The sequence below is a fragment of the Colwellia sp. Arc7-D genome, from assembly GCF_003061515.1.
Taxonomy (GTDB): Bacteria; Pseudomonadota; Gammaproteobacteria; order Enterobacterales; family Alteromonadaceae; genus Cognaticolwellia.
This window is the reverse complement of the sequence record NZ_CP028924.1, coordinates 2,960,529-2,986,732: the sequence shown is the minus strand read 5'-3', so window position 1 is coordinate 2,986,732 and position 26,204 is coordinate 2,960,529. Positions and strand designations below refer to the sequence as shown.

Below are 26,204 nucleotides of genomic sequence, written 5' to 3'. Positions count from 1 at the left end.
CTTTTTTATGCTATTCAAAACTACTATTATAGTTGAGACTGAATATAATTTTCTAAACCTATGGTTTTAATCAGCCCTAGTTGTTGCTCTAGCCAGAAGGCGTGATCAACTTCGGTATCATCAAGTAACTTTTCAAGTATCTCACGTGTTACGTAATCTTTTTCTTGTTCACATAGAGCGATGGCAGTTCTTAGTGCCTTAGCTACGTCATATTCAACGTCTAAATCACTTTGTAGCATTTCAGGTACGGTTTTACCTATATTCAAGCCTGCACGAGTTTGCATATCAGGCATACCTTCCAAAAATAGAATACGTTGAATTAGCATAGATGCATGAAGCTTTTCATCGTCAAACTCATGATCAATGCGTTCGAATAGTTTAGTGATGCCCCAATCTTCATACATACGAGAATGTATAAAGTATTGATCCATTGCTGCAAGTTCGTATGCAAGCAGACCATTTAACGCTGAAATTATTTGCGTATTACCTTTCATTTTAACTTTCCTTCTAATTAATTGTCAGACGTTTAATTACAGCTGTGCTTGTATGAATTTTTCAATACCCATAGCGTCTATTTGGTATTGTTGGGTTTCCAGCCAATCGAGGTGTTCTTCTTCATCATTTAATATGCCATCTAACATTTCACGGCTCACGTAATCATGTTCTTGTTCACAAACTGTGATGGCATTTCGTACGATGGCAATTTGTGCTATTTGGAAGCCAGTATCACATTTGATCATTTCTTGAGTGTGTTCACCGATAGCTAGTGGAGCTAATTGTTGTAAATTAGGTAAGCCTTCGAGAAATAAAATACGCTCAATAACTTTGTCAGCTTGCTTCATATCGAGGATCGATTTTTTATAGCATTTACTGTTTAAGGCATTGATACCCCAGTTTTTATACATGCGGGCGTGAAGAAAGTATTGATTAATTGATGTAAGTTCGCTGGTAAGCACTTTGTTTAGTATTGCCAGGACAGTTGCATTGCCTTTCATGAGAGCCTCAAATTTAAATGGATTAAATATTGGCTATTAGTATAGAAAGAATTACAGAAAATGCAAAGGTTATATTGTAAAAAGCTTTAAAAAACAGTGGTTTGATAATGTTAATCGTTATCAATTGCAGTCAGGTTTTTAGCAGGGTTGTTAGCCAACTTCTTTAAATAAGCTTTCATCCATGATGGTATTATCAATGATGTTTTGCGCCACTTTAACGCAAGTGCCACATTGTGAACCTAACGGTAAGTGTTGTTTTAGCTCACGAATAGATCCGACACCGGATTCAGTGACTAATTGTTTAATTTGATGATCTGTAATGCCCTTGCAAATACAAACAAACATAATAAAATTTCGCTCAAGATTGATAACGCGATTGATAATAGTTCTTATTTGGATTCCTTTCAACAACTAATTTGATCTTTTTACTCGATCATTGATAAATATATAATTTATTTAACAATTTTTTTAAGGTTAAATTTTGATCACTAACAATCATCTTATCCTACAAGCATAATAAAATAGTTATATAATAAAAATATTATATAACTATTTTATTATGCTATTGATTGAGCTAAAATAATGGCCAATGTAAATTAAGACCAGACAGAACAAATGAACCCTACTGAGTTTTATAAAAATTTAGCTGACGACATACGACTTAAAAGTATTTTGTTAATTGCTAAGGAAGATGAGTTGTGTGTTTGTGAATTAATGACAGCACTTGGTGAAACAAGCCAGCCTAAAATATCGAGACATTTAGCCGTACTAAAAAGCTCTGGTTTATTATTAACCCGTAAACAAAAGCAATGGATATTTTATGCTATTAATCCGGAGCTAGTCGATTGGGCTCAAGAAGTTATTACCTTAACGTTAAATGAAAATATAGAATTTATAAGTCAAAATTTAGCAACATTACATCTTATGGGTGACAGGCCAACACGCATGGCTAATTGTTGTGAATAACTTTTGATTTTGGCTTATATCGACAGATGCAATAACAGTTTTAATTTTTACACATCGTAATTATGACAGGAAATTTATCATGACAATTAAAATAGGTATTAATGGCTTTGGCCGAATGGGACGTTTATCGATGCGCGTGGCGTATGAGTGGGATGATGTTGAAATTATTAAAATTAACGATCCTGCAGGCAATGCAGAAACTTTAGCTCATTTACTTAACTTTGACTCGGTTCATGGCATTTGGCAGCATCAAGCTCATGGTGTTGATCAATCTATCGTAATTAATGATCATGTTATTGCTTGTAGTCAAAATAAAAATATAAGCGATACCGATTGGTCAGACTGTGATGTTGTTATCGAAGCCTCAGGTGTTATGAAAACTAAAGCTTTGCTGCAAGCTTATCTTGAGCAAGGCGTAAAACGTGTCGTTGTTACTGCACCAGTTAAAGAAGAGGGCATTTTAAATATTGTGATGGGAGTAAATGATGACCAATATGATGCCAATAATCATCAAATAGTAACAGCTGCTTCATGTACTACTAATTGCCTTGCCCCTGTAGTAAAAGTTATTCATGAAAATATAGGTATTAAGCATGGGTCGATGACCACCATTCATGATATTACCAATACCCAAACTATTTTAGACGCACCCCACAAAGACTTACGCCGAGCACGTGCTTGTGGTATTAGCTTGATCCCAACAACCACAGGTTCTGCAACCGCTATTACGCACATTTTCCCTGAACTAAAAGGGAAATTAAATGGTCATGCCGTACGCGTACCTTTAGCTAATGCGTCACTGACTGATTGTGTTTTTGAGCTTGAACGTGCCACAACAGAAGCAGAAGTGAATGATTTTTTGCAGACTGCAGCGAATGGAGAGTTAAAAAACATTTTGGGTTTCGAACAAAGACCCTTGGTGTCAGTTGATTATAAAACTGATCCTCGCTCGTGTATTATCGATGCGCCTTCAACTATGGTCATTAATGGTACACAAGTGAAACTTTATGTCTGGTATGACAATGAATGGGGCTACGCAAACCGCACCGCAGAGATTGCTCGAATGGTTGGCCGTTCTGATCGGTAACGTGAATTTTCTTAGCAAATAAAGGATCGATTTGAAGATCAGGAATAATTGATAAATGAAGGCATTAAGCGGCGTATCAGAACAACTGAAACAGTATTTTATTATAACTGGAAATTATTGGGCATTCACGTTAACCGATGGCGCCCTGCGTATGTTGGTTGTGTTGTATTTTCATCAGCTAGGTTATAGCCCGCTTAATATTGCCTTTTTATTTTTGTTTTATGAAGTTTTTGGCATTGTCACAAATTTGGTCGGTGGATGGCTTGGCGCACGAATCGGGTTAAACAAAACCATGAACATTGGTTTAGGGCTGCAAATAGTTGCTTTAGCAATGCTCACTGTGCCAACTGAGCTATTAACGATATTTTATGTTATGGCTGCACAAGCGTTATCAGGTATTGCTAAAGACCTAAACAAAATGAGTGCTAAGAGTGCGATTAAATTATTAGTGCCAGGGGAGCAAAACACAAAATTATATCAATGGGTGGCATTATTAACAGGGTCTAAAAACACCTTAAAAGGAATCGGTTTTTTTATTGGCGGCGTGTTATTAAGCTACTTTGGTTTTACTGGCGCAATTACGATTATGACCGTACTACTTTGTATGGTTTGGCTTTTCAGTATATTTGCTTTAAAAGCTGATCTTGGTAAAGCAAAGCATAAACCAAAATTTAAAGATATATTCTCTAAAAGTCGTGCTATTAATTTACTATCAGCTGCGAGGTTATTTTTATTCGCCGCTCGTGACGTTTGGTTCGTTATTGCTTTGCCCGTTTTTTTAGCCGCAGAGTTTGGTTGGTCACATAGCTGGGTAGGTGGTTTTATTGCCGCTTGGATAGTGCTTTATGGTTTTATGCAGGCAATTGCACCTTGGTTAACAAAAAAGAAAGCGGGTAACATTCAAACACCTAAGGATGCAGCCAAATGGGGTGCTATTTTAATGATTATTCCATTTGTGATGGCAGTAGCATTACAAATGGATTTATCAGCAAAAATCATTGTTATTGGGGGCTTAATGGCATTCGCGGTGTTATTTGCTATTAACTCCTCATTGCATAGTTATTTAATTGTTGAGATGGCAGACAAAGACGGTGTTTCACTTGATGTTGGCTTTTATTACATGGCTAATGCCTGTGGCAGGTTACTTGGTACTGTGTTGTCAGGTTGGATCTTTCAACTCTATGGCCTAGGGGCCTGCTTAACGATATCTGCGATATTTATTGCCTTAGCGGTTCTCTTTGCTGCACTGATCCGTGTTGAAAATCTGTGTAACTAAATAATTCAACGTTAAATAAACATAAGGTTAGCCAGTTACTTTGGTAATAAATAAGCCAGTTTTGTTACCCTACCTTTATTTGTCGAATCGACTTTTAAATCGCTTTTTATATCTTTCCAGGCGGTAACCTTACCGCCAACATTCAACTTTTTAAAGTCCGTATCAGTCGGTTTTTTTTCATCTAATGCTAAAAATTTCAACAGTTGTTCGTAGCTGGTATGCTGACTAATATCGATTGATAAAAAATCAGTATATCTGCCTTCAAAGTATGATTCTGCTTGCGCTTTATGTTGTTGATAGCACTGTGCTAAAAATTCATCATTACTGATGTTATCTGCGTTGTAAGGTGAAAATGTTGATTTATAGCAGCGTTTAATAATGGGATTAAAACCGCCATCTTCACGAATAAGGTTAATATGCATACGAGCAAGCAATTGCTTAATTGAGGGCAGCCATTTATCTAAAGTTCTAGCTAAATAGATAAATTTTGCATTTGGGTAGGCAATGTCTAATGCTTGATAGTCACAAAAAATCGGCGTATCAGCAATAACTTGAGCTTCGGTAAAACTACGATCGGTATAAGCCGTATGAGCAACATAAAAGCCAAGCTCGAGCATAGCAACACAAACACTTGTTGTGCCGGTTCTAGGTAAGCCAATAATAAATATTTTTTGCATGTTATTGGCTTACTAGTAAATTAATAGGGTGTAGTTTTAAAAGTTAAGGTTATTTTAACTAATGACATGTTAAATGAATCACTTTTCATTGAAAGTTTTTCATCAACTAAAGTCAAAGCCCTATAACGCTATAACACGATAGGGCGATACTTATTTGTTACCATCAACCGAGACGTTTAAGTCTTTTAAAATACCGTCTTTTAGATTATATACAAAGCCATGCACAGTAACATCTTGATTAATTGCCCACGCATTTTTTAGAATTGTGGTGTTACATACATTAGCCACTTGTTCAATTACGTTTAATTCACAAAGTAGTGTTAATTGCTCTTCTTTGTCTTTAACAGCATCTAGGCGTTCTTTATGGAAACGGTAAACATCTTTAATGTGATGTAACCAATTATCAATAAGACCATAGCTTTTATCTTCTAATGAAGCCATGACGCCACCGCAACCATAATGGCCACAAACAATAATATGATTTATTTTTAACACATCAACAGCAAACTGAATAACTGACAAACAGTTTAAATCGGTATGAATAACTTGATTGGCAATATTACGGTGCACAAATACTTCGCCCGGTAACATGCCCAGTAATTCATTGGCTGGAACTCTTGAATCAGAACAACCTATCCATAAGTAATCAGGATTTTGTTGTTCTGATAAGTTTTTGAAAAATTCAGGGTTATCTTTTTTAATGTTATCTGACCATTGCTGATTATTGTCAAATAGGTGTTGTATTGAGCTCATGATGGAATCAACTGAAGAAAATATAAGGTGATTTTAAGTTGTTAGGCTCACAAGTAAAGAAAAAACTGGTCTAAGCTTTGCAAATACTAGTCTAAGCTTTGAAAATATAGTGCGTTTGCGTACCTAAAGTATTTATTTTGCACTTGCGATAACTCGCTATCAAAGAAAAATTTTCATGGAATTGGATAAGTATAAGACATCCTATTTTTCACACCATATTTAGTTAAAATCGAAAAGTATACCTGCTTAACTGGAAATCAATGTGGAAAAAATGTGTAAATAAAGATGGAGATATAGATGAGTGTAACGCACAGGAGTGGCCAAAACGTTTGATGATAGGGTATTTAAAAAATACAGTATTAGACCTACAGGGCCCGATTTAAAAATTTAACTTTCATTTAATACAGGCCAGCTAGAGAAATTAATTACTTTACCTCAAGGTGAGTTTACAACTACTTTTGCTCTTCATCTTTTTGTAGCTGCTCATCTTTACGAATGTCTACTTTGTGCTGTTGTTCTTTTGATAATTCAAACTTACGCGCAGATTGTTTTATTAGTAATAGTCCGGCTATTACTGAACCAACAGCGATAACAATAATAAATATAGTGGTAATACTCATGGCTTTATCCCCAAAGGAAAGTTTCTCTCATTTCAAGTTTCATGCGATTGCTTATTTATGTTCAAATAAAAAACCAATAGCTAAATAGTACAATAGCATGTAATTTATTTGTAAGCTCGAACAGGTGAACAAGAACATTTAACTTCAGTACCTATAAAAATTAAGTTCACTAAGTTACTACTACACAATATTCGGAAATAAAGATGTCAAATTTTCTCAGTATTAAATTACTCATGCCTATTTTGTTCATTGGAATTATAAGTATTATCGCGTTTTATCTAACCGGTGAACTTAGCCACAATGCAACTATCGCGTTTTTAATGGTCATGGTCGTTACACAAATCATTGTGGGCTATATATATTCGCAAAAAAAACTCACGCAAAGACTTGTGAATTTACAACATTATATTGATCAAGTGGCAAGCATTGATGAAGCACCAAGTATACATATTAAAGATGATAATGAGGATGATTTAGCTAGTGTTACCAATGAGTTAACAAAGTTCATTGCTAACTTAGCTGATGTTATTAACGAAATTAGATCTGAATCAGACGCATTGAAACAAGGCTCTGCATCGTTGACTGCACAAATGCATGGCTCAGTGGGGGCTGTGGATGAGTCAGTAAATCAAATTGAACAAATGGCGAGATCTATAGACCAAGTGGCCTCAACGTCGACAACACTCTCAGACAGTGCGACTCAGGTAAGTGAAACAACGAGTCAAGTGTTAGCCATTTTAAAGCAAGGTACGCATGCTTCAACTACCAGCAAAAATACCATTGAAGATTTTGACAAAGAAGTAACAATAATGGCGTCTGATTTAGCTTTATTACAAGAAGAATGCTCTCGCATTGGTTCGGTACTAGAGGTTATTCGAGGCATTGCTGATCAAACGAATTTACTGGCATTAAATGCAGCGATTGAAGCGGCTAGAGCCGGCGAGCAGGGAAGAGGATTTGCCGTTGTTGCCGACGAAGTGCGTGCGTTAGCGCATAGAACACAAGAATCTACTGTTGAAATTCACGCCATGGTTGAAGGCTTGCAAGAAAAATCAACCAATGCCGTAAACGCTATTGACCGTGGTCAAGGGCTATCGCGCGATAGCTTAATACATTCAGCTGAAGTGGCCGATGCATTAAGTAAAATAGGACAAGTATTCTTTGAAGTTGACACCTTAACATCTCAAATTGCGCAAGGAACAACCGAACAACAACAGGCGACGGCCTCAATAAATGAGAACATGTCGATGGTGGTAAAATTAAGCCGCGAGCTTAATAGTAATCTACTCGCCGTAACTGAGCTTGCCGAAATGCAACAACATACCGCAGACGAGGTCGATACAACATTAAATCGAGTTTGTGTTTAATCTAGTGCTTGAGTTGAATTGAATTAAGTTGAGCTACCTAAAGTAAACTCAAAACCATATAGAGTGAATAAAAAAGAGGTAACATATTGGACAAATATGTTACCTCTTATTTTTCATCTTTAACAAGAAATTTCATTTTAGGCTTATTTTTAGCCCACTCTTGGTTTATTTGAGGCCAAATAACCAGCCTAGTTTTTGCTGACTTTATTATCGGTATTTTGTTGGTAATAGGTTCTACTTTTATCTGCTTGCTGACATAAGTCGGTTAGGGCGTGTAAACTACGCGTGGTCATACGATGCGCAATGTCGGCATCTAATATGATAATTTGTTGGTGCTTTACTGCCGGTAGTATTGGCCATTGTTGCCAGTTATATCCATCTACACCAGCTTGTTTTTTTGAAAGTGGCTGAATAATAACATCGATATTGGCTTGTAATACTTTTTCAATATTTACTTGTGGATAGCCAGTTTCTGCTGTTTCAAACGGATTGTTGATGCTACAAATATCTAAAAATTGTTGTGGCCAACTACCTTTCGCAATCGTGGTTAATGGTCTTGACCACACCTCATAAAATCCGGTTAAGGGCTTTTCATTACCATATTTTTTTTTGATGTCGGCTAAATCAGCTAAAAATTTAGTCGCAACTTGTTCAGCTTGTTTGCTATGCCCAGTGAGTTTGCCAAATAAGCGCAGTTCTTTAGCAACGTCATTAAAGCTATCGGGTTGCGAATAAACCACATTGAAGCCCAGTTGCTTTATACGAGCTAAATCGTCACTGGGGTTACCACTTTTCCATGCAATGATTAAATCCGGTTGTAATTCAATCACTCGCTCCAATTGAATACGCATTGAACTGCCAATTCTAGGAATTTTTTTCGCAGCCAATGGGTAATTTGCATATTCAGTGCTTGCTATAATTTGTTCACCTGCACCAATATCAAATAGCATTTCAACAATGTGCGGAGAGAGCGCTATTATTTTGGGTTTAGATGTTTCAATAACCGATATAAGTTTATCATCGACATTATTTGCTTGTGCTCTTGTCGTAGACAATACAGCGATAATTGCTAAACAGAAAAACTGCGTTAATTTCATAAATAATCCATTGTAATGCTTTAACCAGTTCAACTACCAGTCAATACCTTTTTGTGCTTTTATGCCATTATCAAAAGCATGTTTAAGTGGTTGGACTTCACTAACCGTATCTGCAAGCTCAATAATACTTCGATGACATGCACGTCCGGTAATGATGACATGTTGCATAGCGGGACGATTAACAATAGCTTCAATAACTTCGTCTAAATCTAAATACTTGTAGGATAACATGTAGGTAAGTTCATCAAGTAAAACGACATCGACACTGTCATCTTGTAATAATCGTTTTGCTTCGTGCCAAACTTTTACTGCCGCAGCAATATCTTTAGATTTATCTTGGGTGTCCCAAGTAAAGCCTGTCGCCATTACATGAAATTCGACACCATTATTTTCTAATAAATTACGTTCACCACAAGCCCAGTCTCCTTTAATAAACTGTAATGCTGCGGCCTTATAACCATGACCAACAGCACGTGCTAATGTGCCAAATCCAGAGGTTGACTTGCCTTTACCATTGCCGGTAATAACAATTAATAAGCCACGTTCTTCTTGAGCTGAATCAATACGAGCATCAACTTTTTCTTTAATACGTTGCATGCGAGCTTGGTGTTTTTGAGTTTTATCTGTTTCTGTAGTCATGTAAGTTATCCTGTTTTACGCGTGCGATACATAATCGCTAAAAAGAAAATACTGCCGATGGCGGAGGTAATAATACCAATGGGAATTTCAACATTACTAAACGCACTGCGTGCTGCAACATCAACCCATACTAAAAAGCAACCACCGACTAAGGCAGAACCAATAATAAGCGGCATAGTGGTAACGCCAACTAATTGCCTAACAATGTGTGGGATCATTAAGCCCACAAAACCGATACCACCACAATAAGCAACAATGGTAGCGGTAACTGCGGCACATAAAGCTAATAATATTAAACGTAGTTTATCAATGTTAACACCAAGACTTGCAGCGCTTTCATCGCCAAGTAGTAGGGCATCTATTTGTCGGTGTAAGGCAAAAATAGTCAATAAAGTGAGTAATACCATGGCGCCAATTAAATAAAAGTGAAACATTTCAACACGTGCCAAACTGCCCATTAACCAAAAAATAACACGATTGGTAGCAAAGGGATCGCCAAGGTAAAGAATAAAATGACTGATAGAACCCAGCATAAAGGAAACCGCTACACCTGTGAGTAATAAGTGATTCATATTGCGTAGTAAAGTCGCTATACCAAAAACGATCACCACGGAAAATAACGCGCCAAGAAAAGCGGCTAACGGTAGCGCTAGCGATTGTTGATCACCTAAGGTGAATGTCGCTATGGTAGCCCCTAAACCTGCGCCAGAAATAATGCCAAATAAATAAGGGTCGGCAAGTGGATTACGTGTCACATTTTGCAAAATTGCACCAGCGCAAGCTAAACCCATTCCGGCAACTAATCCTACTAAAACTCGAGGAATACGTATTTGCCAAATGACCATGTCGTGCATAGGTGAGGCACATTCATACATCACACATTGAAATATATCAGCCCGAGTAATAGTCGCTGGACCGTAAGTAATCGATACAATAACGGTTAAAATAGTAAAAACTATTAGCGCAGAAAAAACCCAAGTGTTTTTGCCTTTAAGCGCACGAATAATACTCAAGATAATTCGCCTTCATTGTTATGTAAAATGCTTGGCTTAAGAGTCGGTTGTTTATCTGTTGCAATATCGGTTGCGGGATAAAAGTAAACCCTAGGCACATCATAATGTTGAGTATCGTCTCGATAACAAGGTAGTCCAAAAACTTTGGTAAGTAATTCAGGTTTTAACACTTGGTCGACACTATTATCGCTGACTAGGTTGCCCTTATCTAACAAAAGTAATCTATTGCAATAATGAGCGGCAAGATTGAGGTCATGAATAGTCATAATAACGGTAATATTTAACGCTTTAACCAGTTGTAATATTTGGTGCTGATAGAAAATATCTAAGTGATTAGTGGGCTCATCAAGTACTAATATTTTTGCTTTTTGGACTAGAGCTTTAGCAATTAATACCCGTTGTTGTTCACCCCCAGATAAGGTGTTGAAAAATTTAGCTTGGCTGCATGCCAAACCTACCTTTTCTAATGCGAGCATAATGTTTTCTTTATCTGCATCGTTGTCGCGAGCAAATAAGGTTTTATATGGTAGTAAACCCATTCTTACCACATCGTAAACTTTTAAATCAAATATAGGGGGAGCGTTTTGTACGACTAGAGCAAATGTTTGCGCTAACTCATTAGGTTTATATTGGCTTAGTGCTTTATTTTTTAGTTTAATGCTGCCGTGCCAATTTTTATAATGATTGAGTAAGCACTTTAATAGCGTGGTTTTCCCCGCGCCATTAGGACCGATAATACCGATAATATCGCCGCGGTTAACGTCAAACGAAATGTTATTGAGGATTATGTATTTATCAACAGACCAAGATACAGATTCGACACTGAGTAAAGTTGGCATTAAAGGCTGCCCAGTTTATGGCTAACTAGAAGGATATTGTTTTTAACAAGGTAAAAGCAGTATATTTTCATTATTGCCTAAAAGTGATAACAAGCTGATGAATTCAAAAGCTAATATATTGAATAACGTAATTAAGGTGAGGCAATAGGAAACAAATGTCTTGTAGACAGTGTAACTCACGTGTATTCCCGCACGGTGTCATTAGTTTTATATAAAAATGTTGATATTAGGTGTCCTGACTTATAACTATTAAAATCAAGTTATTTACAGTTGCGGGTACAGTCACGGCTTTAACCGTGTTCCCTATAAATTAGCCAAAATTACGATAAAAGATGAGGCTAAAAATATCGTTTATAAGTGTCGATTTTACGGTTAACTACACTGCTTTACAATGAAAACCTTGTACTGACGGTAGAGACTGTTATTAGCAAGCATAAAAAAGGAGCCGAAGCTCCTTATGGTTTTGTAGTACTAACTTTTAGATACTACCAAATTTTAACGCGCTTCTCAGGGGCAATATACATAGCATCACCTTTTTTTACGTCAAATGCGCGATAAAACTCAGGCATATTTGACAGTGAGCCTAAAGCACGAAATTCTGCAGGTGAATGTGGGTCGGTTGCCACGCGATTACGTAATGATTTTTCAACCATTTTTCCACGCCATACTTGCGCATAGCCCATAAAGAAACGTTGCTCACCAGTTAAGCCATCAATTACCGGCGCTTCTTTACCATTTAATGACGCTTTGTAAGCTTTATAAGCGATGGTAACACCAGATAAATCACCAATGTTTTCGCCTAAAGTAAGTTCGCCGTTCACGTTTAAATCATCAAATACCGCATAATCACTGTATTGGGCAACTAAGTTATCAGTGCGTACTTTAAAGGCGGCTAAATCTTCTTCAGTCCACCAATTACGCATGTTACCGTCACCATCGTATTTACTACCTTGGTCGTCAAAACCGTGGCCCATTTCATGACCGATAACCGCGCCAATACCGCCATAGTTTACAGCGTCGTCTGCGGCCAAGTTAAAAAATGGTGGTTGTAAAATTGCAGCAGGGAATACGATTTCATTTTTAGTTGGGTTGTAATATGCATTAACTGTTTGCGGTGTCATGCCCCATTCTTGACGATCAATTGGGCCGCCTAATTTAGCAAGCTTTTTGTTATGTGATACAGTGCCTGAGCGCATTTTGTTGCCAACGAGGTCATCACTTTTAATGACAAGCGCAGAATAATCTTCCCATTTATCAGGGTAACCTATTTTTGGATCAAAACTCGCTAACTTAACATGTGCTGCTTTTTTAGTCGCTTCTGACATCCACTCAAGATCATCAATACTTGCGCCATAAGCACCACGTAAGTTTTCCACTAATATTGTCATGCGGGTTTTTGCTTCAGGTTTAAAGTGACGGCCAACATAAACCTTACCGATAACTTCACCTAAGTTACCATTAACCACTGAAACACCACGTTTCCACATTGGGCGTTGTTCTTCACGACCACTTAATTGCTTTGAATAAAAGTCAAAGTTTTCATCGCCTAAAGCGGTAGTGAGCGAGTCAGAAAAATTGCTAAGCGTATGGAAAGTTAAATAAGTTTGCCAATCAGCTAATGAGGTTGCTGCGAAAGTTTCACCAAAACCTGTAACAAATGAAGGTTGGTTAATAATAAGGTCTTTCTGAGCTGGAACACCTTGTGCTTCAAGGTAAGCTGTCCAATTGAATGCATCGGTAACTGTGTTTAAATCGCTAACATTAAATTTATTATAACGTTTAGTGCTGTCTCTAGATTCAACTTTAGTCCAGTGAAAACCTGCTAATTTAGTTTCGATGGCCATGATAGTTTGGGCTGCAGCTTTACCGTTTTCTAAACCGGCTAAGTTAAACATATTTTCAATGTGCGCAACGTAACCTGAGCGTAATTTTTCAAAACGCTCCGTGTCGTTAAAGTAGTAATCTCTGTCGGGTAACCCTAAACCACTTTGCCAAACATGTGTGGCGTAACGAGTTGAGTCTTTAGCGTCCACATTGATGTAAAAAGCTAATGGACTACCTACACCAATTTTTTGATATTCACCAAAGAATGTAGCAAGCTCATTTTTATCTTGTAAATTATTAATGCGGTAAAATATGGCTTGAACAGGTTTAGTGCCTAGAGTATCACGCGTTTCTGAGTCCATGAATGAACGGAATAAATCGGCAACTTTTTGCTCGTCGCTACCCATTGTTAAGTTTTTAGTTGCAGCTAACTCTTCGATAATTGCTTTAACGTTGTCGTCTGCTTCATCGCGTAAGTCGTAAAACGAACCAATTGATGTTTTATCACCTGGAATTTCGTTGTTGTTTAGCCATGCGCCATTAACATATTGGTAAAAATTGTCTTGTGGACGAACAGATAGATCCATATTGGCTTTATCTATACCTGATGCTAATGCTGTTTTTTGTATTACTGGTGCTTCAACGGCAGCTTTTGTCTCAGTGGCTTCATTACAACCTGCAATGAACAGTAAAGAAGTGCAAACAGCACTTGTTATTATTTTCTTCATTCAATACTCACAATTTGATTTATGTAGAATGCTCAGAGCGTTGCAGAGCTTTTTTGTAAAGCAAAAGATATTAAAGGCTATTAAGCTGATTTACTAGATTAAAGTCATTTTTTTTAACATTTTGTTAACCTAAACTGTAGTTTTAAATTTACAGATAATATAGATAACCTGATTAAGCGACTAAATTTGTATAATTATTTGTGATTAGCTGGTTTTAATTAGATTTTGTTTGTTTTGTCTAATTATAACAGCGGATATTTGCCTTTTTTGTCACTACACTTCTTTAGGTGGGAGAAAGTTAATAAAGTCAGAAGATATATCTTGATGAGCTGTGGTATTATTTTACGCTCAATAATCTTGGTGTTATTACCATTATCAATAAAGAAAGAGTTCATGTTTCAGCCAGTTAGTGTTTATATCGGCTTAAAATATAGCCGTAGCAGTCATGGAAAAGGTTTTGTCTCCTTTATCACCTTTTTTTCTATTATCGGTATTGTGCTTGGTGTTGCTTCTTTGATCACGGTTGTCTCGGTTATGGATGGCCTTGAGCGTGAGCAAAAACGGCGCGTATTGGGGTTGGTGCCTCATGTTTTAATGTCTGCGCAGCAGACTCATATAAATAATTGGCGTGATCTACAGCGCGACATTCTGGCGTTACCTGACGTTACACAAGTTACGCCTTTTCAGGAAAGTGAAGCCTTAATTCAATCTAAAACTGCCCTGCAAGGTGTTCTAGTTCATGGCATTATGCCTGAGTTTGAACAACATAATATTATCAATACGGCCATGGAATATGGCGAACTTTCCCATTTAGACACTCAACCATTTAGCATTGTTTTAGGGCAAGCTTTAGCGCGAAAGTTAAATGTTGGCTTAGGCGATGTTGTGCGTTTAACCTTACCTAATAAAACTTTATTCACCCCGATGGGTCGTGTGCCCGTGCATCGCACGTTTACTATTGTAGGTATTTTTAATGTTGGCTCCCAAGTTGATGAGGACATGGTTTATATTGAAATTAAAGATGGTGCAAAGTTACATCGAAACAAAGGTGATGGCGTTAATCAATTAAGGTTGTATTTAGATGATGCGTTTAATGCTCAGCAAGTAATTTCGCAGTTATCAATTAAATACCCAAACTTTCAATTTGTCAGCTGGCAAGAGAGCCAAGGTGCATTGTTTGCCGCCGTGAGTATGGAGAAAAATATGATGTGGCTAATGCTGAGTTTAATTGTTGCGGTTGCGGCTTTTAATATTGTTTCAGCATTAGTGATGGTGGTCATTGATAAACAAGGTGAAATCAGTATTTTACAAACGCTAGGTTTGGACCGAAGCGGTATCGTTAAAATTTTTATCACCCAAGGATTAACCAATGGCATTTTGGGCGTTATTTTGGGCGTTACACTTGGGGTAATAATAACGCTGAATTTAAACGCTATATTTGGTTTACTCGGCGTTAATTTATTAGGGGCAGGGCAACAATTACCAATTGCTCTTGATCCAGTAAACATCCTAGTTATTGTCGTTTCTGCACTAGCCATGAGCTTTGTAGCAACGCTTTATCCTGCCTATCGTGCAGCGCAAACCCAGCCTGCAGAGGTACTTAGAAATGAATAGTAAATTGAACAATACAATGGACAATGACTTGAATAACAATATCAACACAGACAGCGGTGAATCCAAAGTAAAAGCTGAACTTGCATTGGGTTTAGAGTGTCGACAGCTAAGTAAATTTTATCAACAAGGACCTGTTACCACGCAGGTATTATCGAAGCTCGACTTAGCGGTTAAAGCGGGTGAGTTAGTTGCTATTGTTGGTAGCTCTGGCTGTGGTAAAAGTACCTTTTTGCATTTAGCTGGCGCTTTAGATACGCCAAGTGCTGGTGAAGTGTTTATTAATGGTGTCAATATTCATCAATTAACTGAAAAGCAACGAGCGAAATTTCGTAATCAACATATCGGTTTTATTTATCAATTTCATCATTTAATGATGGAGTTTACCGCAGAAGAAAATGTGGCTATGCCATTGTTGATTCGTGGCGATAAACCTAAAAATGCCTTGGCTCAGGCTAAAGCTATGCTTGAGCAAGTTGGGTTATCACATCGTGGCCATCATCGTCCGTCTGAACTTTCCGGTGGCGAACGTCAGCGCGTTGCGATTGCTCGCGCTTTAGTTACTAAGCCATCACTTGTCTTGGCCGATGAACCAACCGGTAATTTAGACTTTGACACCGCTGAACAAATATATCAGTTGTTGCAAGAGTTAAACCGCACTGTAAATACCAGCTTTGTTATTGTGACTCATGATTTAACTTTGGCGGCCAAAATGGATCGACAGCTAAAATTAGATCATGGGCACCTAAAACCGCTTGAAATTGCTAACGACATTATTAAACCAAAAGATGGAGAAGCTTAAGTGCTAAAACCATTAAGTGTCTTTATTGGCTTACGGTATGTTCGAAGTCGTCATAGTAAAGGGTTTTCATCATTTATATCTGCCTCTTCTACTATCGGTATTGCCATCGGTGTAATGGTGCTGATTGTTGTGCTTTCAGCTATGAACGGTTTTGAACGGGCGTTAGCAACACACTTATTATCTATTGTGCCGCATGCTGAGGTGCTAGCTGTAAATAAGCCTATCAACAAATGGCCAGAAAATGTTGCCCTTATTCAGCAAAACCCCAATGTGATTGCAGCAGCACCGTTTATTAAAACGCAGGGCATGATGCAAAAATCTGCGGCACTTAAAGGTGTTGAGATACGTGGCGTTGACGTGATGTTAGAACAGCAAGTTTCAGCCATTGCTCGTTATATGGTTGCAGGTGATTGGCAAAATTTAACGCTTGAAAATGGTGTTGTCATTGGCGCGGGGATTGCACGTAAACTTTCGGCAAAAGTGGGTGATAACGTTCAGCTTTTACTGCCACCGGTAAGCTCGCAGGATATGCAAGTTAGTCCTAATAAACAATTTCCTGTACCCATAACTCAGCAGGCAACTATTGTCGGTATCTTTAAATTTGGCGGTACTATTGATGATACGCAAGTATTTATTAATTTAGCGAAAGCGATCGAGTTAGTCGGCTATCAACCTGATGAAGTACAAGGCATTCGTCTAAAAGTAGACGATGTTTTTTCTGCGCCACAAATTGTTCGCGACGTGGCGTATAATTTTGATTTTTATGTTTATATGCTGGATTGGACCCGCAGCCATGGTCATTTATTTAATGATATTCAGTTGGTGCGCTTAGTGATGTTTATTGTTTTAGTATTAGTAATTGCCGTAGCGAGTTTTAACATAGTTTCGACATTAATTATGGCGGTGAATGAGAAGAAATCAGACATTGCGATATTAAAAACTATGGGAGCTAAATCGAGCACCATTATGACTAGCTTTATGTTTCAAGGCCTAATGAATGGTATTGTTGGTTGTGCTCTTGGCGCCAGTTTAGGGATATTAATTTCTTTAAATTTAACGGATATTATTCGTGCAATTGAAGCCGCACTTTCGGTTGAGTTTTTAACATCTGATGTTTATTTTATTGATTTTTTACCCACTTTATTACGTCAGCAAGATGTTATTAATACGGTTATCACCGCCTTGGTAATGAGTCTGTTAGCGACAATTTATCCTGCATGGCGGGCAACTAAAGTTGAACCTGCACAAGTGCTAGGACAGGCATAAAATTAATCTATTGAATTGCTCATCGTTAAAATAAAAATAGCGACGTAGATAAAACAAAAAAATCAGACGAAAGTCTGATTTTTTTATGTTAATAAAGATAAGTGTTTTTGATCTAAACTAAAATGTTTTTAACGTCTTCGCAATTGACGCTTTTTCCATTCTTTTGCCACTGAATAGCGCCAAATGGTATTTATTGATAAATAGCCTAAAATAGAAAATATAATTCCAAGTACAGCACAACCGACAATAAATGCAGGGCCGATAGTTGAAATACTCTCAACTAACCATTGCCAACTCGCCTCGAAAGCAAATTTTCTGGTTGGCACACCAATGATCCATGTACCGACGACATAGCAAAAATAAAAAATTGCAGGCATAGTCAATGGGTTAGTGATCCAACAAAGGGCAATGGATAAAGGTAGATTTGCATGTACTATAATTGCAAAGCCAGCCGCTAAAACCATTTGAAATGGCACTGGCATAAAGGCAAAAAATAACCCTATAGCAAATGCTTTGCTGACTGAACGGCGGTTTAGGTACCACAAATTGGCATTATGCAATAACGCACCGAAAATTTTCAAATGTTTATTATTTTTGATTTTCTGATGATCTGGCATTAAACGTTGAATCAGTTTTTTCGGCATAGAATTTACTTAACTTTACATGGCTAAATGGACATTAATCACTATGGAATGGTGGCTACTTACATTTTTTATCAGTGCTATTTTGTCATTATTCTTACCCTTAGTGCCAGAGTTTTCTTTGTTACTCGCCATTTTGCTATTGTCATTACTGTTTGTCTTTACACCTAAATTTAGAATAATCACTGTTTCAGTCGCTGCTATAGTATGGATCTTACTGGCTGGATATCAATATAAGCATGCCTTAAGTATAAATGATATTGATCTTGCTACCTTACATAAGCAAGTGCATTTGATCCAAGGCGAAGTGAGTAATATTGTCCATGTTAAATCGGGGAGCAGTCGTTTCAATTTTCGAGTTAGTCATTGGCAGGGGCAACCGCTAAAAAAAGCTTTTTTGATTCGCTTAACTTGGAAATCAGCAGAAAAGCCTTTACAACAAGGGCAAAGGTGGCAGTTAGCCGTAAAAATAAAGCCTTCACATGGTTTGGCAAATATTGGCGGCTTTAATTACCAAGTGTGGCTTAGGCAACAGCAAATAATTGCGACAGGTTATGTTAAAGCAGATAAAAAATCGCCAATAGCATTAACGCTGAAAAAAAGTAACATACTTCTTTATGCGCAAACAAGTTGGCGCCAAACGTTATATCAAAAATTAAAGGTCGCACTCGATGATGAGCCTCTTGGTGGACTCATTTTAGCCTTAGGCTTTGGCGAGCGTGGAAAGTTAACCTCTGCACATTGGCAGGTTTTATCTGCAACGGCTACTCAACATCTTATTGCCATTTCTGGCTTACATATTGGCATAGTCGCCATAGCAAGTTTGATTTTTATCCGTGCAGTTATTCGGCTTTTACCGTTGAATTTACTTTTACCAAAATCTTGGCAATTGAACTTAATGCAATTGAATTTAAGTTATGTTGCCGTGTTTTGTAGTTGTTTTATGGCCTGGTATTACGCTTATTTAGCGGGGTTTTCTATTCCCACCCTGCGTGCATTAGTGATGTTGTTATTATTTTGGTCAGTTAAATTTTTGAATATAAAGCTTTCTCTGCTGCGTTGGTTTTTACTCGCCATTGTTATTATTTTATTGAATTGGCCACTGAGTTTAATAAGTGCTAGCTTTTGGCTGTCAATCTCAGCATTAGTTATTATTTTTTCAACATTTTCACGTTTTTCCATGCGTGGTCCGTCAGCAGAAGACACTTCAATACTAACGGTTGATGTGGTCTCTGAAACGCCGCTAAAAAAACAATGGTACAACGCAAAGGTCCGTGTGTGGCTCTGGATAAAAACACTTGTTGTATTGCAGTTTGCGTTAACGCTAGCCATGTTGCCACTTGCCGCCACGTTAAGTTATCAACTGCCACTTGCCGCTTTTTTTGCTAATATTATTGCTGTCCCTTTGATGAGTGTTAGTGTTATACCTTTAACGCTTCTGGCGGTTGTTGCCTCGCCATTTAGTGATGTCTTATCGCATTTTTTTGCTGATGTCGCGTTATTATGTTTGTCGTTTGTTTGGCAGTGGTTGAGTTATTTAGCTAATGCTAAGTGGGCAATGGTCGCTATTTCGTATCAGCAAATTCAATTTATGATGATACTTTTCGCTTTCATCGCCCTAACGCTATTTTTTCGACTCAGTAAAGGCAAATTTATTGCAGGATTAAGTTTGTTGATGCTCGCAATTTATATTGATTTTTTGAGTGTTCGAGAAGATAAATCATGGCAGGTTTCGGTGCTAGACGTAGGTCATGGTCTCGCCATTGTTATTGAAAAAAATAATCATGTTTTTATCTACGATACGGGTGCAAGCTATCCCAGTGGTTTTAATATGGCCGACGCAGCAATATTGCCCTATTTAGCACATCAGGGTTATCAATCCATTGACGGCGTTATTATTAGCCATAATGATAATGATCATGCCGGTGGTTTACGTCATTTAAGAGCTAAAATCCCCATTGAGCGTGTTATTGCAAATGACAGTAAACTCAATCCCGACAGTGGATGTTTATCAGGCCAAAATTTTAGCTGGCAAGGATTAGAGTTTGAAGTGCTATCGCCCATGCAAGCCCATGGAGATAAAAATGATGATTCATGTGTGGTTATTATAAGTGATGGTATTCATCGTGTTTTATTACCAGGCGACATTTCGGTAAAACAAGAGCGGCGGTTATTAAGGGTTGCGAGTATCCGTAATAAGCTGAACAGTGATTTACTAATTGTGCCACACCATGGTTCTAAATCATCGTCTAGTCGCCAGTTTTTAACGGCTGTTTCGCCACATTATGCTGTATTCAGTGCTGGTTATTTAAATCGTTGGCATATGCCAACAGATAAAATATCGGCGCGTTATAACGCTTTTAATATCACCACCTTTAATACGGCTGAGTTGGGCATGGTGACATTTAAATTCAGTCCAAAACATACTCAAAAGCAAGCTACAAAGGCCGTTGAAAAACATATCGAGGTAAGCAATTATCGTCAGGATATGCGTCCATATTGGTTTGTAAACTAACCCGTAAATAAGTATTTTATACCGTAAATATTCGATTTTTATTCCCTATAAAAGTTTATCGGTTGGTTGATTGGCAAAATAGCGCTAAAATACGCAGATAAGTTAATATTTCTAATTAAAGTAATCCCTTAGGGATCAGATTTTTGATAACGCATTGAGAGCATGAATGTCGACAAAACCACCACAAGAAACTACTGAAGATACTACGCGAAAAAACTTCAAGCGCCTATTGGGCTATGCCAAAGCTTATAAAGCGGCTGCGGTTGTATCCATTCTAGGTATGCTAGGTTATGCCGCTATCGACAGTTTCGTGTTCTCACAATTGCAGCCTTTAATTGATAAGGGCTTAGACGGTCAAGATACTGAGTTTATGAAGTGGGCGCCTTATGTCATCGTAGTGATGTTTATTTTACGTGGTATTTGTCACTTTGCGGGTAACTATACCTTAGCTTGGTTGGGTAACAATGTTGTCGCTAATATTCGTCAGGAATTATTTGAACATGTAATGTCTATGCCGGTTGCTTATCATGATAAAGAATCAACGGGGAGCTTGATTTCAAAATTAACCTTTGATACCGAACAAGTCCTTAGTGCTGTTTCTAAAGCCTTATTAACCTTGGTTCAGCAAGGTGCTTTTGTAATAGGTTTACTGATTGTTATGTTTTATAACAGTTGGCAGTTAGCGTCGATATTCTTACTTATTACGCCAGTTATTGCTGGCATAGTAACCGTGGTTTCAGGTCGCTTTCGTAAAATAAGCAAAGGCATTCAAAATGCCATGGGTGAAGTAACAACAGCGGCTGAGCAAACTTTTAATGGCCATAAAGTGGTTCTAACCTTTGATGGCCAACAACGAGAGTTCGATCGTTTCTCTAAAATTAATAAACATAATCGTCAACAGCGGATGAAAATGGTAGCAACTCAGGCGGCTAGCGTACCTATTATACAAATTATTGCCTCGTTTGCTTTAGCGTTTGTTTTGTATGTTGCCAATTTAGATTCAATGCGCGCCAATATCTCGGCCGGTGTTTTTATGACGGTACTGATGTGTATGGTAACGCTACTTCGTCCTTTAAAACTTTTGACTACAGTGAATAGTGAATTTCAAAAAGGGATGGCGGCTTGTGTGAGCATTTTTGGCGTGCTTGATCAAAAAACAGAACATGACACGGGCACTATTTCTCTAGAGCGAGCAAAAGGCACTCTAGCGTTTGAACACGTAAATTTCTTTTATAACGCTGAAAAAGAAAAACAAGCACTTACCGATTTAAGCTTTACGGCAAATGTGGGTGAAACCGTCGCTTTAGTTGGGCGTTCTGGTAGCGGTAAATCAACGGCAAGTTCATTATTGTTACGATTTTATAATGCAACATCAGGCAAAGTATTAATTGATGGCCAAGATATTAAAGATTACAAGCTGAAAGATTTACGTAAGCAGTTTGCTTATGTTTCTCAACAAGTTGTACTTTTTAATGATTCTATTGCCAACAATATCGCTTACGGAAAACCCCAAGCAACCCGCGAAGAAATTGAAGATGCCGCGCGTAAGGCTCATGTCATGGAGTTTGTTGATGCTTTACCTGAAGGGCTTGATACAAATATTGGTGATAATGGCGCTATGCTTTCAGGTGGACAGCGTCAACGTGTGGCTATAGCGCGAGCATTGCTGTGTGATGCGCCATTTTTAATTTTAGATGAAGCAACTAGCGCGTTAGATACTGAATCTGAGCGTCATATTCAAGATGCTTTGAGTATATTGCAACAAAATCGCACCTGTATTGTTATTGCCCATCGTTTATCGACTATAGAAAGTGCCGATAAAATTATTGTGATGGAGCAAGGTCAAATTAAAGAGCAGGGTGATCACAAAACATTATTAGCGCTAGATGGTGCTTATGCCCAGTTACATAAATTTCAATTTGGTGCTTAGTAAGCAATGTATTACTTGAATAACAGCGGCCAAAAATTATGCGTTTAATCGAAAAGGTATGGTTTCAGGGCCATTCGGCAAAATGGTTATTGGTGCCTTTGTTGTTTCCATTAACTATCATATTTACAGTCATAAGTTTTTTGCGTCGACTCGCTTATCAAGTCGGGTTAATAAAGCGGGTTAACTTGTCGGTGCCGATTGTTGTCGTTGGTAATATTGGTATTGGTGGTAATGGTAAAACACCTGCTACTTTATATTTAGTTGAAAAGCTGAGCGAAAAAGGCGTAAAGGTTGGAGTAGTAAGCCGTGGTTATGGCTCAAAAGCGCCACATTATCCTTACCAAGTTGATATTAAAAGTAATGCAGAGCAAGCAGGTGATGAGCCGCTATTAATATTTAAACGTAGTGGTATTCCTGTGGTCATTGGCGCTGATAGAGTTCAAGCATGTCAGCGTTTAATTGAGTTAGGTTGTGAATTAATTATTGCTGATGATGGTTTACAGCACTATCGGTTAGCTCGAGATTTTGAGTTTGTTGTCGTGGATGGTAAACGTTTATTTGGTAATGGATTATTATTACCTGCAGGGCCATTACGAGAAACAGTCAATAGAATAAAAAATGCAAACTGTGTCATTGTTAATGGCGAAAGTTCATGGCCGAGCAAGGATAACTCTTTATCAATACCGGTATTAACGATGCAGTTAAAGGCTAAACAGGTTGTTAATGTCAAAACTGGTGCTGTATTAGCACTAGATTGCTTTTTAACTTCACATTTGGCAAACGATAAGCACATTAATGCAATAGCAGGTATCGGAGATCCTCAGCGTTTTTTTAATAGCCTTGAACATCTTGGGTTTGCGTTGGCGTTAGTTAAAGGCTTTGTTGATCATCAAGATTTTTCAGCACAAGATTTACAGCAATTTCCCGCTGATATACCGTTATTGATGACTGAAAAAGATGCAGTAAAATGTGCCGGGTTTGCTCAAGATAATTATTGGTACTTACCCGTTGATGCTGATTTTTCAAATAATTTGGATAGCAATTTAATAACGAAGGTTGTCAATACAATTGCAGCCCTTGTTAAAAAATAATGTAATTTAAGTTACCAGAATAAAACTGTTTAAAAAGCTATAGATTTGAATTTTAGCCCTGATGGTAAGTATTCACTAAATTTTACGTTTGATAAAAAATTATCAAGCAATATGACACTTAAGAGAGAGAATAATGGCATTTGATACTAAATTAATGGAAATCCTTGCGTGCCCAGTATGTAAAGGAAAGTTAGATTACAATAAAGAACAACAAACGTTAATTTGTAAATTTGACCGTTTAGCTTATGCAATCGAAAAAGATATTCCAGTGTTACTGGAAAGTGAAGCTCGTCGCATTAATGCTGATGATGCATAGATTTTAACTAAAATTAGTAACATCATTTTTATAAAAATAAAGCTAATGAGGTTTTTATGTCGTTTGTGGTAGTCATCCCTGCAAGATTTGAGTCATCACGTTTACCGGGTAAAGTACTCGCTGATATTGCGGGTAAGCCAATGATCCAATGGGTTGTTGAAAAAGCGTTAGCCAGTGGCGCTGAGCAAGTTATTGTAGCAACAGATAACGATGAGGTTGCTCGTGTCGTTAAAAGCTTTGGTGGCGAAGTATGTAAAACGCGTGCTGACCATCAGTCGGGAACCGAGCGTCTTGCAGAAGTAATGCAAACCTATCAGTTTTCTGACCAGCAAGTTATTGTGAATGTGCAAGGTGACGAGCCGTTTATTCCAGTTGAAAACATTGCTCAAGTGGCTAGTAACTTATCAAGTCAACACCAAGCGCGTATGGCAACATTAGCAATGAAAATTGATAATGTCGAAGAAGCATTAAACCCTAATGCGGTTAAAGTATTATGCGATAAAAATGGTTATGCTTTGTATTTTAGTCGAGCGACTATCCCTTATGATCGCGAACGTTTTTTAAATAATGAAAACATTGATGCTATTGGCGACTATTACTTACGTCATATTGGTATTTATGCTTATCGTGCCGGTTTTATTAAAGATTATGTGCAATGGCCTGCAAGCCAATTAGAGCAAGTTGAATCTTTAGAGCAACTTCGGGTACTTTGGCAAGGTGAAAAAATTCACGTTGCCGTTGCAAACACTCGTTTAGAGGTTGAAGGCGTTGATACCCCAGAAGACCTTGAAAAAGCACGGGCGTATGCCATAGGTTTAAAGCACTAGAAAGCACTAGAAAGTATGCTGAAAGAGGCTAATAAGCCTCTTTTTTTATCGCTCACTTTGTTTTGTTTAGCACGAGTAATGCGAAATTAAACATTTAAACGTAAGTTTAGAATTTTTAGATTAGTAAGCTACATTTCAAGGTTTAAACCAAATGGCACTGAGCAAAAAAAAAGCACGCTGGTTAATGGCGAGAAAAGGCTTTTTAGATATGTTACCCCTCAACTTAGCTGTTTTACCGTGGGGAATTCTTTGCGGCTCTTTGGCTATTCAACGTGATTTTTCAGCCCTCGAAGCTATCTTGATGCCATTGATCGTTTTTGCTGGCTCTGCGCAATTAGTGGCGATTGAGTTAATCGCAAACAATGCTTCCTTAGCGACTATTTTGTTTACCACTTTTATTATTAGCTCACGACATTTTTTATATGGTTTAGCATTAAGAGATAAATTACACATTTTACCCACCAAATGGCGTTACGGGTTGGGGTTTTTATTAACCGATGAATTATTTGCTTTGTCGAGTCATAGTAAATCTTTTGTTGGCCAGTTGAGGTTGATTTATGCCGTAGTTGCTGGAGGTAGCTTCTATGTGTTTTGGTTGTTATGGAATATAACAGGCGTTATTGCAGGTAGTTATTTACCTGATTTAACCAACTTAGGTCTAGACTTCGCCATAGCTGTAACTTTTATTGCGCTAGTTATTCCTACGATTATCAATCTACCTATTTTGGTTAGTGTGATTGTAGCTGCATTTTTATCTGTGGTGTTTAAGTTAATGCAGTTTGAATTAGATTTAGTGGCCGCGGCATTAATTGCCATGTATTGCGGTTATATTACCGACCGATTTCTGCAGAAGCGTAAAAGCGCAGATATGACTAAGGTTCAAGACAATGACGACAATCAAGACAATATAAAGCCGTCTGCTAAGGATAGTGTATGACATTAATAACTATTCTTTTGATGGCAGTGATCACGTTTACTACGCGCTATCTCTTTATTCATCCTCGCTTGCCAGTACGCTTAGGAGCAAAAATGGCGAAGTTGTTAAGTTTTAGTGCCCCAGCGGTATTAACCGCTATTTGGGTGCCTATTATTTTTATTCAGCAGGGCGAGTTAAGTGTTTCGCTACAGAATCCGTATCTCATTGCGGCTACCTTCGCCGTTGGCACCGCAGCCAAAACTAAAAGTATTTATCTCACCATGTTTATTGGGTTAATAACCTTTGTTCTAAGTCGGTATATGTTAAACCTGTAGCTTCTTGGTAAGTTCATTGAGTCAGTTGACTTAATATTAAGGGTATTTAAAGCTAAAAAAGCACAGGTTATCG

General features: G+C 37.7%; 26 protein-coding genes and 1 riboswitch. Of the genes, 14 read left to right on the top strand and 12 right to left on the bottom strand.

What is annotated here, in order from left to right; translation table 11 throughout:
• Positions 1-26: 26 nt before the first annotated feature.
• From bfr (DBO93_RS12970) to DBO93_RS12960, 3 genes are all read right to left on the bottom strand, one after another.
• Positions 27-494, bottom strand: coding sequence for a bacterioferritin (gene bfr / locus DBO93_RS12970; RefSeq protein ID WP_108456719.1), 468 nt, complete (start codon positions 492-494; stop codon positions 27-29).
• A gap of 36 nt (positions 495-530) precedes the next feature.
• Complete coding sequence (gene bfr, locus DBO93_RS12965) at positions 531-995, bottom strand: bacterioferritin (protein ID WP_108456718.1); 465 nt, start codon at positions 993-995, stop codon at positions 531-533.
• Positions 996-1,145: 150 nt separating this feature from the next.
• Positions 1,146-1,340 carry a bacterioferritin-associated ferredoxin gene (locus DBO93_RS12960; protein ID WP_081154530.1) on the bottom strand — a complete coding sequence of 65 codons (195 nt, stop codon included), beginning with the start codon at positions 1,338-1,340 and terminating at the stop codon, positions 1,146-1,148.
• A gap of 270 nt (positions 1,341-1,610) precedes the next feature.
• Between DBO93_RS12960 and DBO93_RS12955 the strand changes: the two genes are divergently transcribed.
• From DBO93_RS12955 to arsJ, 3 genes are all read left to right on the top strand, one after another.
• Complete coding sequence (locus DBO93_RS12955; protein ID WP_108456717.1) at positions 1,611-1,961, top strand: metalloregulator ArsR/SmtB family transcription factor; 351 nt, start codon at positions 1,611-1,613, stop codon at positions 1,959-1,961.
• 79 nt (positions 1,962-2,040) lie between these two features.
• Positions 2,041-3,048: an ArsJ-associated glyceraldehyde-3-phosphate dehydrogenase gene (locus tag DBO93_RS12950; RefSeq protein ID WP_108456716.1), complete on the top strand. Its 1,008-nt coding sequence runs from the start codon at positions 2,041-2,043 to the stop codon at positions 3,046-3,048.
• 55 nt (positions 3,049-3,103) lie between these two features.
• Positions 3,104-4,324, top strand: a complete 1,221-nt coding sequence (arsJ, locus tag DBO93_RS12945; RefSeq protein ID WP_108456715.1) for an organoarsenical effux MFS transporter ArsJ — start codon at positions 3,104-3,106, stop codon at positions 4,322-4,324.
• 35 nt (positions 4,325-4,359) lie between these two features.
• Here the strand turns inward: arsJ and DBO93_RS12940 are convergent, their stop codons facing one another.
• From DBO93_RS12940 to DBO93_RS12930, 3 genes are all read right to left on the bottom strand, one after another.
• The gene (locus DBO93_RS12940) at positions 4,360-5,001 is read right to left on the bottom strand and encodes a sulfotransferase (RefSeq protein WP_108456714.1); all 642 of its coding nucleotides are present in this window, start codon (positions 4,999-5,001) and stop codon (positions 4,360-4,362) included.
• Between the two features lie 150 nt (positions 5,002-5,151).
• Entirely contained in the window at positions 5,152-5,754 is a 603-nt protein-coding gene (can, locus tag DBO93_RS12935; protein ID WP_108456713.1) for a carbonate dehydratase, read from the bottom strand.
• A gap of 452 nt (positions 5,755-6,206) precedes the next feature.
• Positions 6,207-6,374: a DUF2897 family protein gene (locus DBO93_RS12930; protein WP_108456712.1), complete on the bottom strand. Its 168-nt coding sequence runs from the start codon at positions 6,372-6,374 to the stop codon at positions 6,207-6,209.
• Positions 6,375-6,577: 203 nt separating this feature from the next.
• Between DBO93_RS12930 and DBO93_RS19125 the strand changes: the two genes are divergently transcribed.
• A complete protein-coding gene (locus DBO93_RS19125) occupies positions 6,578-7,741 on the top strand; it encodes a methyl-accepting chemotaxis protein (RefSeq protein ID WP_108456711.1) in 1,164 nt (387 codons plus the stop codon).
• Positions 7,742-7,929: 188 nt separating this feature from the next.
• Here the strand turns inward: DBO93_RS19125 and DBO93_RS12920 are convergent, their stop codons facing one another.
• From DBO93_RS12920 to DBO93_RS12900, 5 genes are all read right to left on the bottom strand, one after another.
• Positions 7,930-8,838 (bottom strand): cobalamin-binding protein, encoded by a 909-nt coding sequence (locus tag DBO93_RS12920; protein WP_108456710.1) that lies wholly within the window; start codon positions 8,836-8,838, stop codon positions 7,930-7,932.
• 33 nt (positions 8,839-8,871) lie between these two features.
• Entirely contained in the window at positions 8,872-9,477 is a 606-nt protein-coding gene (gene cobO / locus DBO93_RS12915; RefSeq protein WP_108456709.1) for a cob(I)yrinic acid a,c-diamide adenosyltransferase, read from the bottom strand.
• A 5-nt stretch (positions 9,478-9,482) separates the two neighbouring features.
• Positions 9,483-10,484, bottom strand: coding sequence for an iron ABC transporter permease (locus DBO93_RS12910; protein ID WP_239059209.1), 1,002 nt, complete (start codon positions 10,482-10,484; stop codon positions 9,483-9,485).
• Between the two features lie 2 nt (positions 10,485-10,486).
• Positions 10,487-11,329, bottom strand: a complete 843-nt coding sequence (locus tag DBO93_RS12905; RefSeq protein WP_108456708.1) for an ABC transporter ATP-binding protein — start codon at positions 11,327-11,329, stop codon at positions 10,487-10,489.
• A gap of 207 nt (positions 11,330-11,536) precedes the next feature.
• Positions 11,537-11,679, bottom strand: a riboswitch (cobalamin riboswitch).
• A 135-nt stretch (positions 11,680-11,814) separates the two neighbouring features.
• Entirely contained in the window at positions 11,815-13,881 is a 2,067-nt protein-coding gene (locus DBO93_RS12900; protein WP_108456707.1) for a M13-type metalloendopeptidase, read from the bottom strand.
• Positions 13,882-14,274: 393 nt separating this feature from the next.
• On the opposite strand from DBO93_RS12900, the gene DBO93_RS12895 reads away from it, so the two are divergent.
• The 3 genes from DBO93_RS12895 to lolE are packed head-to-tail and all read left to right on the top strand — an operon-like array spanning position 14,275 to position 17,560.
• On the top strand, positions 14,275-15,495 hold the full coding sequence (locus DBO93_RS12895; protein WP_108457842.1) for a lipoprotein-releasing ABC transporter permease subunit: 1,221 nt from the start codon (positions 14,275-14,277) through the stop codon (positions 15,493-15,495).
• Positions 15,488-16,294 (top strand): lipoprotein-releasing ABC transporter ATP-binding protein LolD, encoded by an 807-nt coding sequence (gene lolD, locus DBO93_RS12890; RefSeq protein WP_239058985.1) that lies wholly within the window; start codon positions 15,488-15,490, stop codon positions 16,292-16,294. The genes DBO93_RS12895 and lolD overlap by 8 nt, the downstream gene beginning before the upstream one ends.
• Positions 16,295-17,560: a lipoprotein-releasing ABC transporter permease subunit LolE gene (gene lolE / locus DBO93_RS12885; protein WP_108456706.1), complete on the top strand. Its 1,266-nt coding sequence runs from the start codon at positions 16,295-16,297 to the stop codon at positions 17,558-17,560.
• 128 nt (positions 17,561-17,688) lie between these two features.
• On the opposite strand, the gene DBO93_RS12880 is transcribed toward lolE, so the two are convergent.
• Positions 17,689-18,204 (bottom strand): DUF2062 domain-containing protein, encoded by a 516-nt coding sequence (locus tag DBO93_RS12880; RefSeq protein ID WP_108456705.1) that lies wholly within the window; start codon positions 18,202-18,204, stop codon positions 17,689-17,691.
• A gap of 19 nt (positions 18,205-18,223) precedes the next feature.
• On the opposite strand from DBO93_RS12880, the gene DBO93_RS12875 reads away from it, so the two are divergent.
• The 7 genes from DBO93_RS12875 to DBO93_RS12845 all read left to right on the top strand — a co-directional run bounded on the left by DBO93_RS12875 (position 18,224) and on the right by DBO93_RS12845 (position 26,131).
• A complete protein-coding gene (locus tag DBO93_RS12875) occupies positions 18,224-20,716 on the top strand; it encodes a DNA internalization-related competence protein ComEC/Rec2 (RefSeq protein ID WP_108456704.1) in 2,493 nt (830 codons plus the stop codon).
• Between the two features lie 166 nt (positions 20,717-20,882).
• Positions 20,883-22,646 (top strand): lipid A export permease/ATP-binding protein MsbA, encoded by a 1,764-nt coding sequence (gene msbA, locus DBO93_RS12870; RefSeq protein ID WP_108456703.1) that lies wholly within the window; start codon positions 20,883-20,885, stop codon positions 22,644-22,646.
• A gap of 38 nt (positions 22,647-22,684) precedes the next feature.
• Positions 22,685-23,737 carry a tetraacyldisaccharide 4'-kinase gene (gene lpxK, locus DBO93_RS12865; protein ID WP_108456702.1) on the top strand — a complete coding sequence of 351 codons (1,053 nt, stop codon included), beginning with the start codon at positions 22,685-22,687 and terminating at the stop codon, positions 23,735-23,737.
• Positions 23,738-23,870: 133 nt separating this feature from the next.
• Positions 23,871-24,053, top strand: coding sequence for a Trm112 family protein (locus DBO93_RS12860; RefSeq protein WP_108456701.1), 183 nt, complete (start codon positions 23,871-23,873; stop codon positions 24,051-24,053).
• 56 nt (positions 24,054-24,109) lie between these two features.
• The gene (kdsB, locus tag DBO93_RS12855; protein WP_108456700.1) at positions 24,110-24,880 is read left to right on the top strand and encodes a 3-deoxy-manno-octulosonate cytidylyltransferase; all 771 of its coding nucleotides are present in this window, start codon (positions 24,110-24,112) and stop codon (positions 24,878-24,880) included.
• A 151-nt stretch (positions 24,881-25,031) separates the two neighbouring features.
• Positions 25,032-25,817, top strand: coding sequence for an AzlC family ABC transporter permease (locus DBO93_RS12850; RefSeq protein ID WP_239058984.1), 786 nt, complete (start codon positions 25,032-25,034; stop codon positions 25,815-25,817).
• The gene (locus DBO93_RS12845) at positions 25,814-26,131 is read left to right on the top strand and encodes an AzlD domain-containing protein (RefSeq protein ID WP_108456699.1); all 318 of its coding nucleotides are present in this window, start codon (positions 25,814-25,816) and stop codon (positions 26,129-26,131) included. Before DBO93_RS12850 ends, DBO93_RS12845 begins: the two co-directional genes overlap by 4 nt.
• Positions 26,132-26,204 lie beyond the last annotated feature (73 nt).

What these genes read in the sequence shown, in the direction of transcription:
- bfr (WP_108456719.1), bottom strand. Translation starts at nt 494, where the DNA reads ATGAAAGGTAATACGCAAATAATTTCAGCGTTAAATGGTCTGCTTGCA.
- bfr (WP_108456718.1), bottom strand. Translation starts at nt 995, where the DNA reads ATGAAAGGCAATGCAACTGTCCTGGCAATACTAAACAAAGTGCTTACC.
- DBO93_RS12960 (WP_081154530.1), bottom strand. Translation starts at nt 1,340, where the DNA reads ATGTTTGTTTGTATTTGCAAGGGCATTACAGATCATCAAATTAAACAA.
- DBO93_RS12955 (WP_108456717.1), top strand. Translation starts at nt 1,611, where the DNA reads ATGAACCCTACTGAGTTTTATAAAAATTTAGCTGACGACATACGACTT.
- DBO93_RS12950 (WP_108456716.1), top strand. Translation starts at nt 2,041, where the DNA reads ATGACAATTAAAATAGGTATTAATGGCTTTGGCCGAATGGGACGTTTA.
- arsJ (WP_108456715.1), top strand. Translation starts at nt 3,104, where the DNA reads ATGAAGGCATTAAGCGGCGTATCAGAACAACTGAAACAGTATTTTATT.
- DBO93_RS12940 (WP_108456714.1), bottom strand. Translation starts at nt 5,001, where the DNA reads ATGCAAAAAATATTTATTATTGGCTTACCTAGAACCGGCACAACAAGT.
- can (WP_108456713.1), bottom strand. Translation starts at nt 5,754, where the DNA reads ATGAGCTCAATACAACACCTATTTGACAATAATCAGCAATGGTCAGAT.
- DBO93_RS12930 (WP_108456712.1), bottom strand. Translation starts at nt 6,374, where the DNA reads ATGAGTATTACCACTATATTTATTATTGTTATCGCTGTTGGTTCAGTA.
- DBO93_RS19125 (WP_108456711.1), top strand. Translation starts at nt 6,578, where the DNA reads ATGTCAAATTTTCTCAGTATTAAATTACTCATGCCTATTTTGTTCATT.
- DBO93_RS12920 (WP_108456710.1), bottom strand. Translation starts at nt 8,838, where the DNA reads ATGAAATTAACGCAGTTTTTCTGTTTAGCAATTATCGCTGTATTGTCT.
- cobO (WP_108456709.1), bottom strand. Translation starts at nt 9,477, where the DNA reads ATGACTACAGAAACAGATAAAACTCAAAAACACCAAGCTCGCATGCAA.
- DBO93_RS12905 (WP_108456708.1), bottom strand. Translation starts at nt 11,329, where the DNA reads ATGCCAACTTTACTCAGTGTCGAATCTGTATCTTGGTCTGTTGATAAA.
- DBO93_RS12900 (WP_108456707.1), bottom strand. Translation starts at nt 13,881, where the DNA reads ATGAAGAAAATAATAACAAGTGCTGTTTGCACTTCTTTACTGTTCATT.
- DBO93_RS12895 (WP_108457842.1), top strand. Translation starts at nt 14,275, where the DNA reads ATGTTTCAGCCAGTTAGTGTTTATATCGGCTTAAAATATAGCCGTAGC.
- lolD (WP_239058985.1), top strand. Translation starts at nt 15,488, where the DNA reads ATGAATAGTAAATTGAACAATACAATGGACAATGACTTGAATAACAAT.
- DBO93_RS12880 (WP_108456705.1), bottom strand. Translation starts at nt 18,204, where the DNA reads ATGCCGAAAAAACTGATTCAACGTTTAATGCCAGATCATCAGAAAATC.
- DBO93_RS12875 (WP_108456704.1), top strand. Translation starts at nt 18,224, where the DNA reads ATGGCTAAATGGACATTAATCACTATGGAATGGTGGCTACTTACATTT.
- msbA (WP_108456703.1), top strand. Translation starts at nt 20,883, where the DNA reads ATGTCGACAAAACCACCACAAGAAACTACTGAAGATACTACGCGAAAA.
- lpxK (WP_108456702.1), top strand. Translation starts at nt 22,685, where the DNA reads ATGCGTTTAATCGAAAAGGTATGGTTTCAGGGCCATTCGGCAAAATGG.
- DBO93_RS12860 (WP_108456701.1), top strand. Translation starts at nt 23,871, where the DNA reads ATGGCATTTGATACTAAATTAATGGAAATCCTTGCGTGCCCAGTATGT.
- kdsB (WP_108456700.1), top strand. Translation starts at nt 24,110, where the DNA reads ATGTCGTTTGTGGTAGTCATCCCTGCAAGATTTGAGTCATCACGTTTA.
- DBO93_RS12850 (WP_239058984.1), top strand. Translation starts at nt 25,032, where the DNA reads ATGGCACTGAGCAAAAAAAAAGCACGCTGGTTAATGGCGAGAAAAGGC.
- DBO93_RS12845 (WP_108456699.1), top strand. Translation starts at nt 25,814, where the DNA reads ATGACATTAATAACTATTCTTTTGATGGCAGTGATCACGTTTACTACG.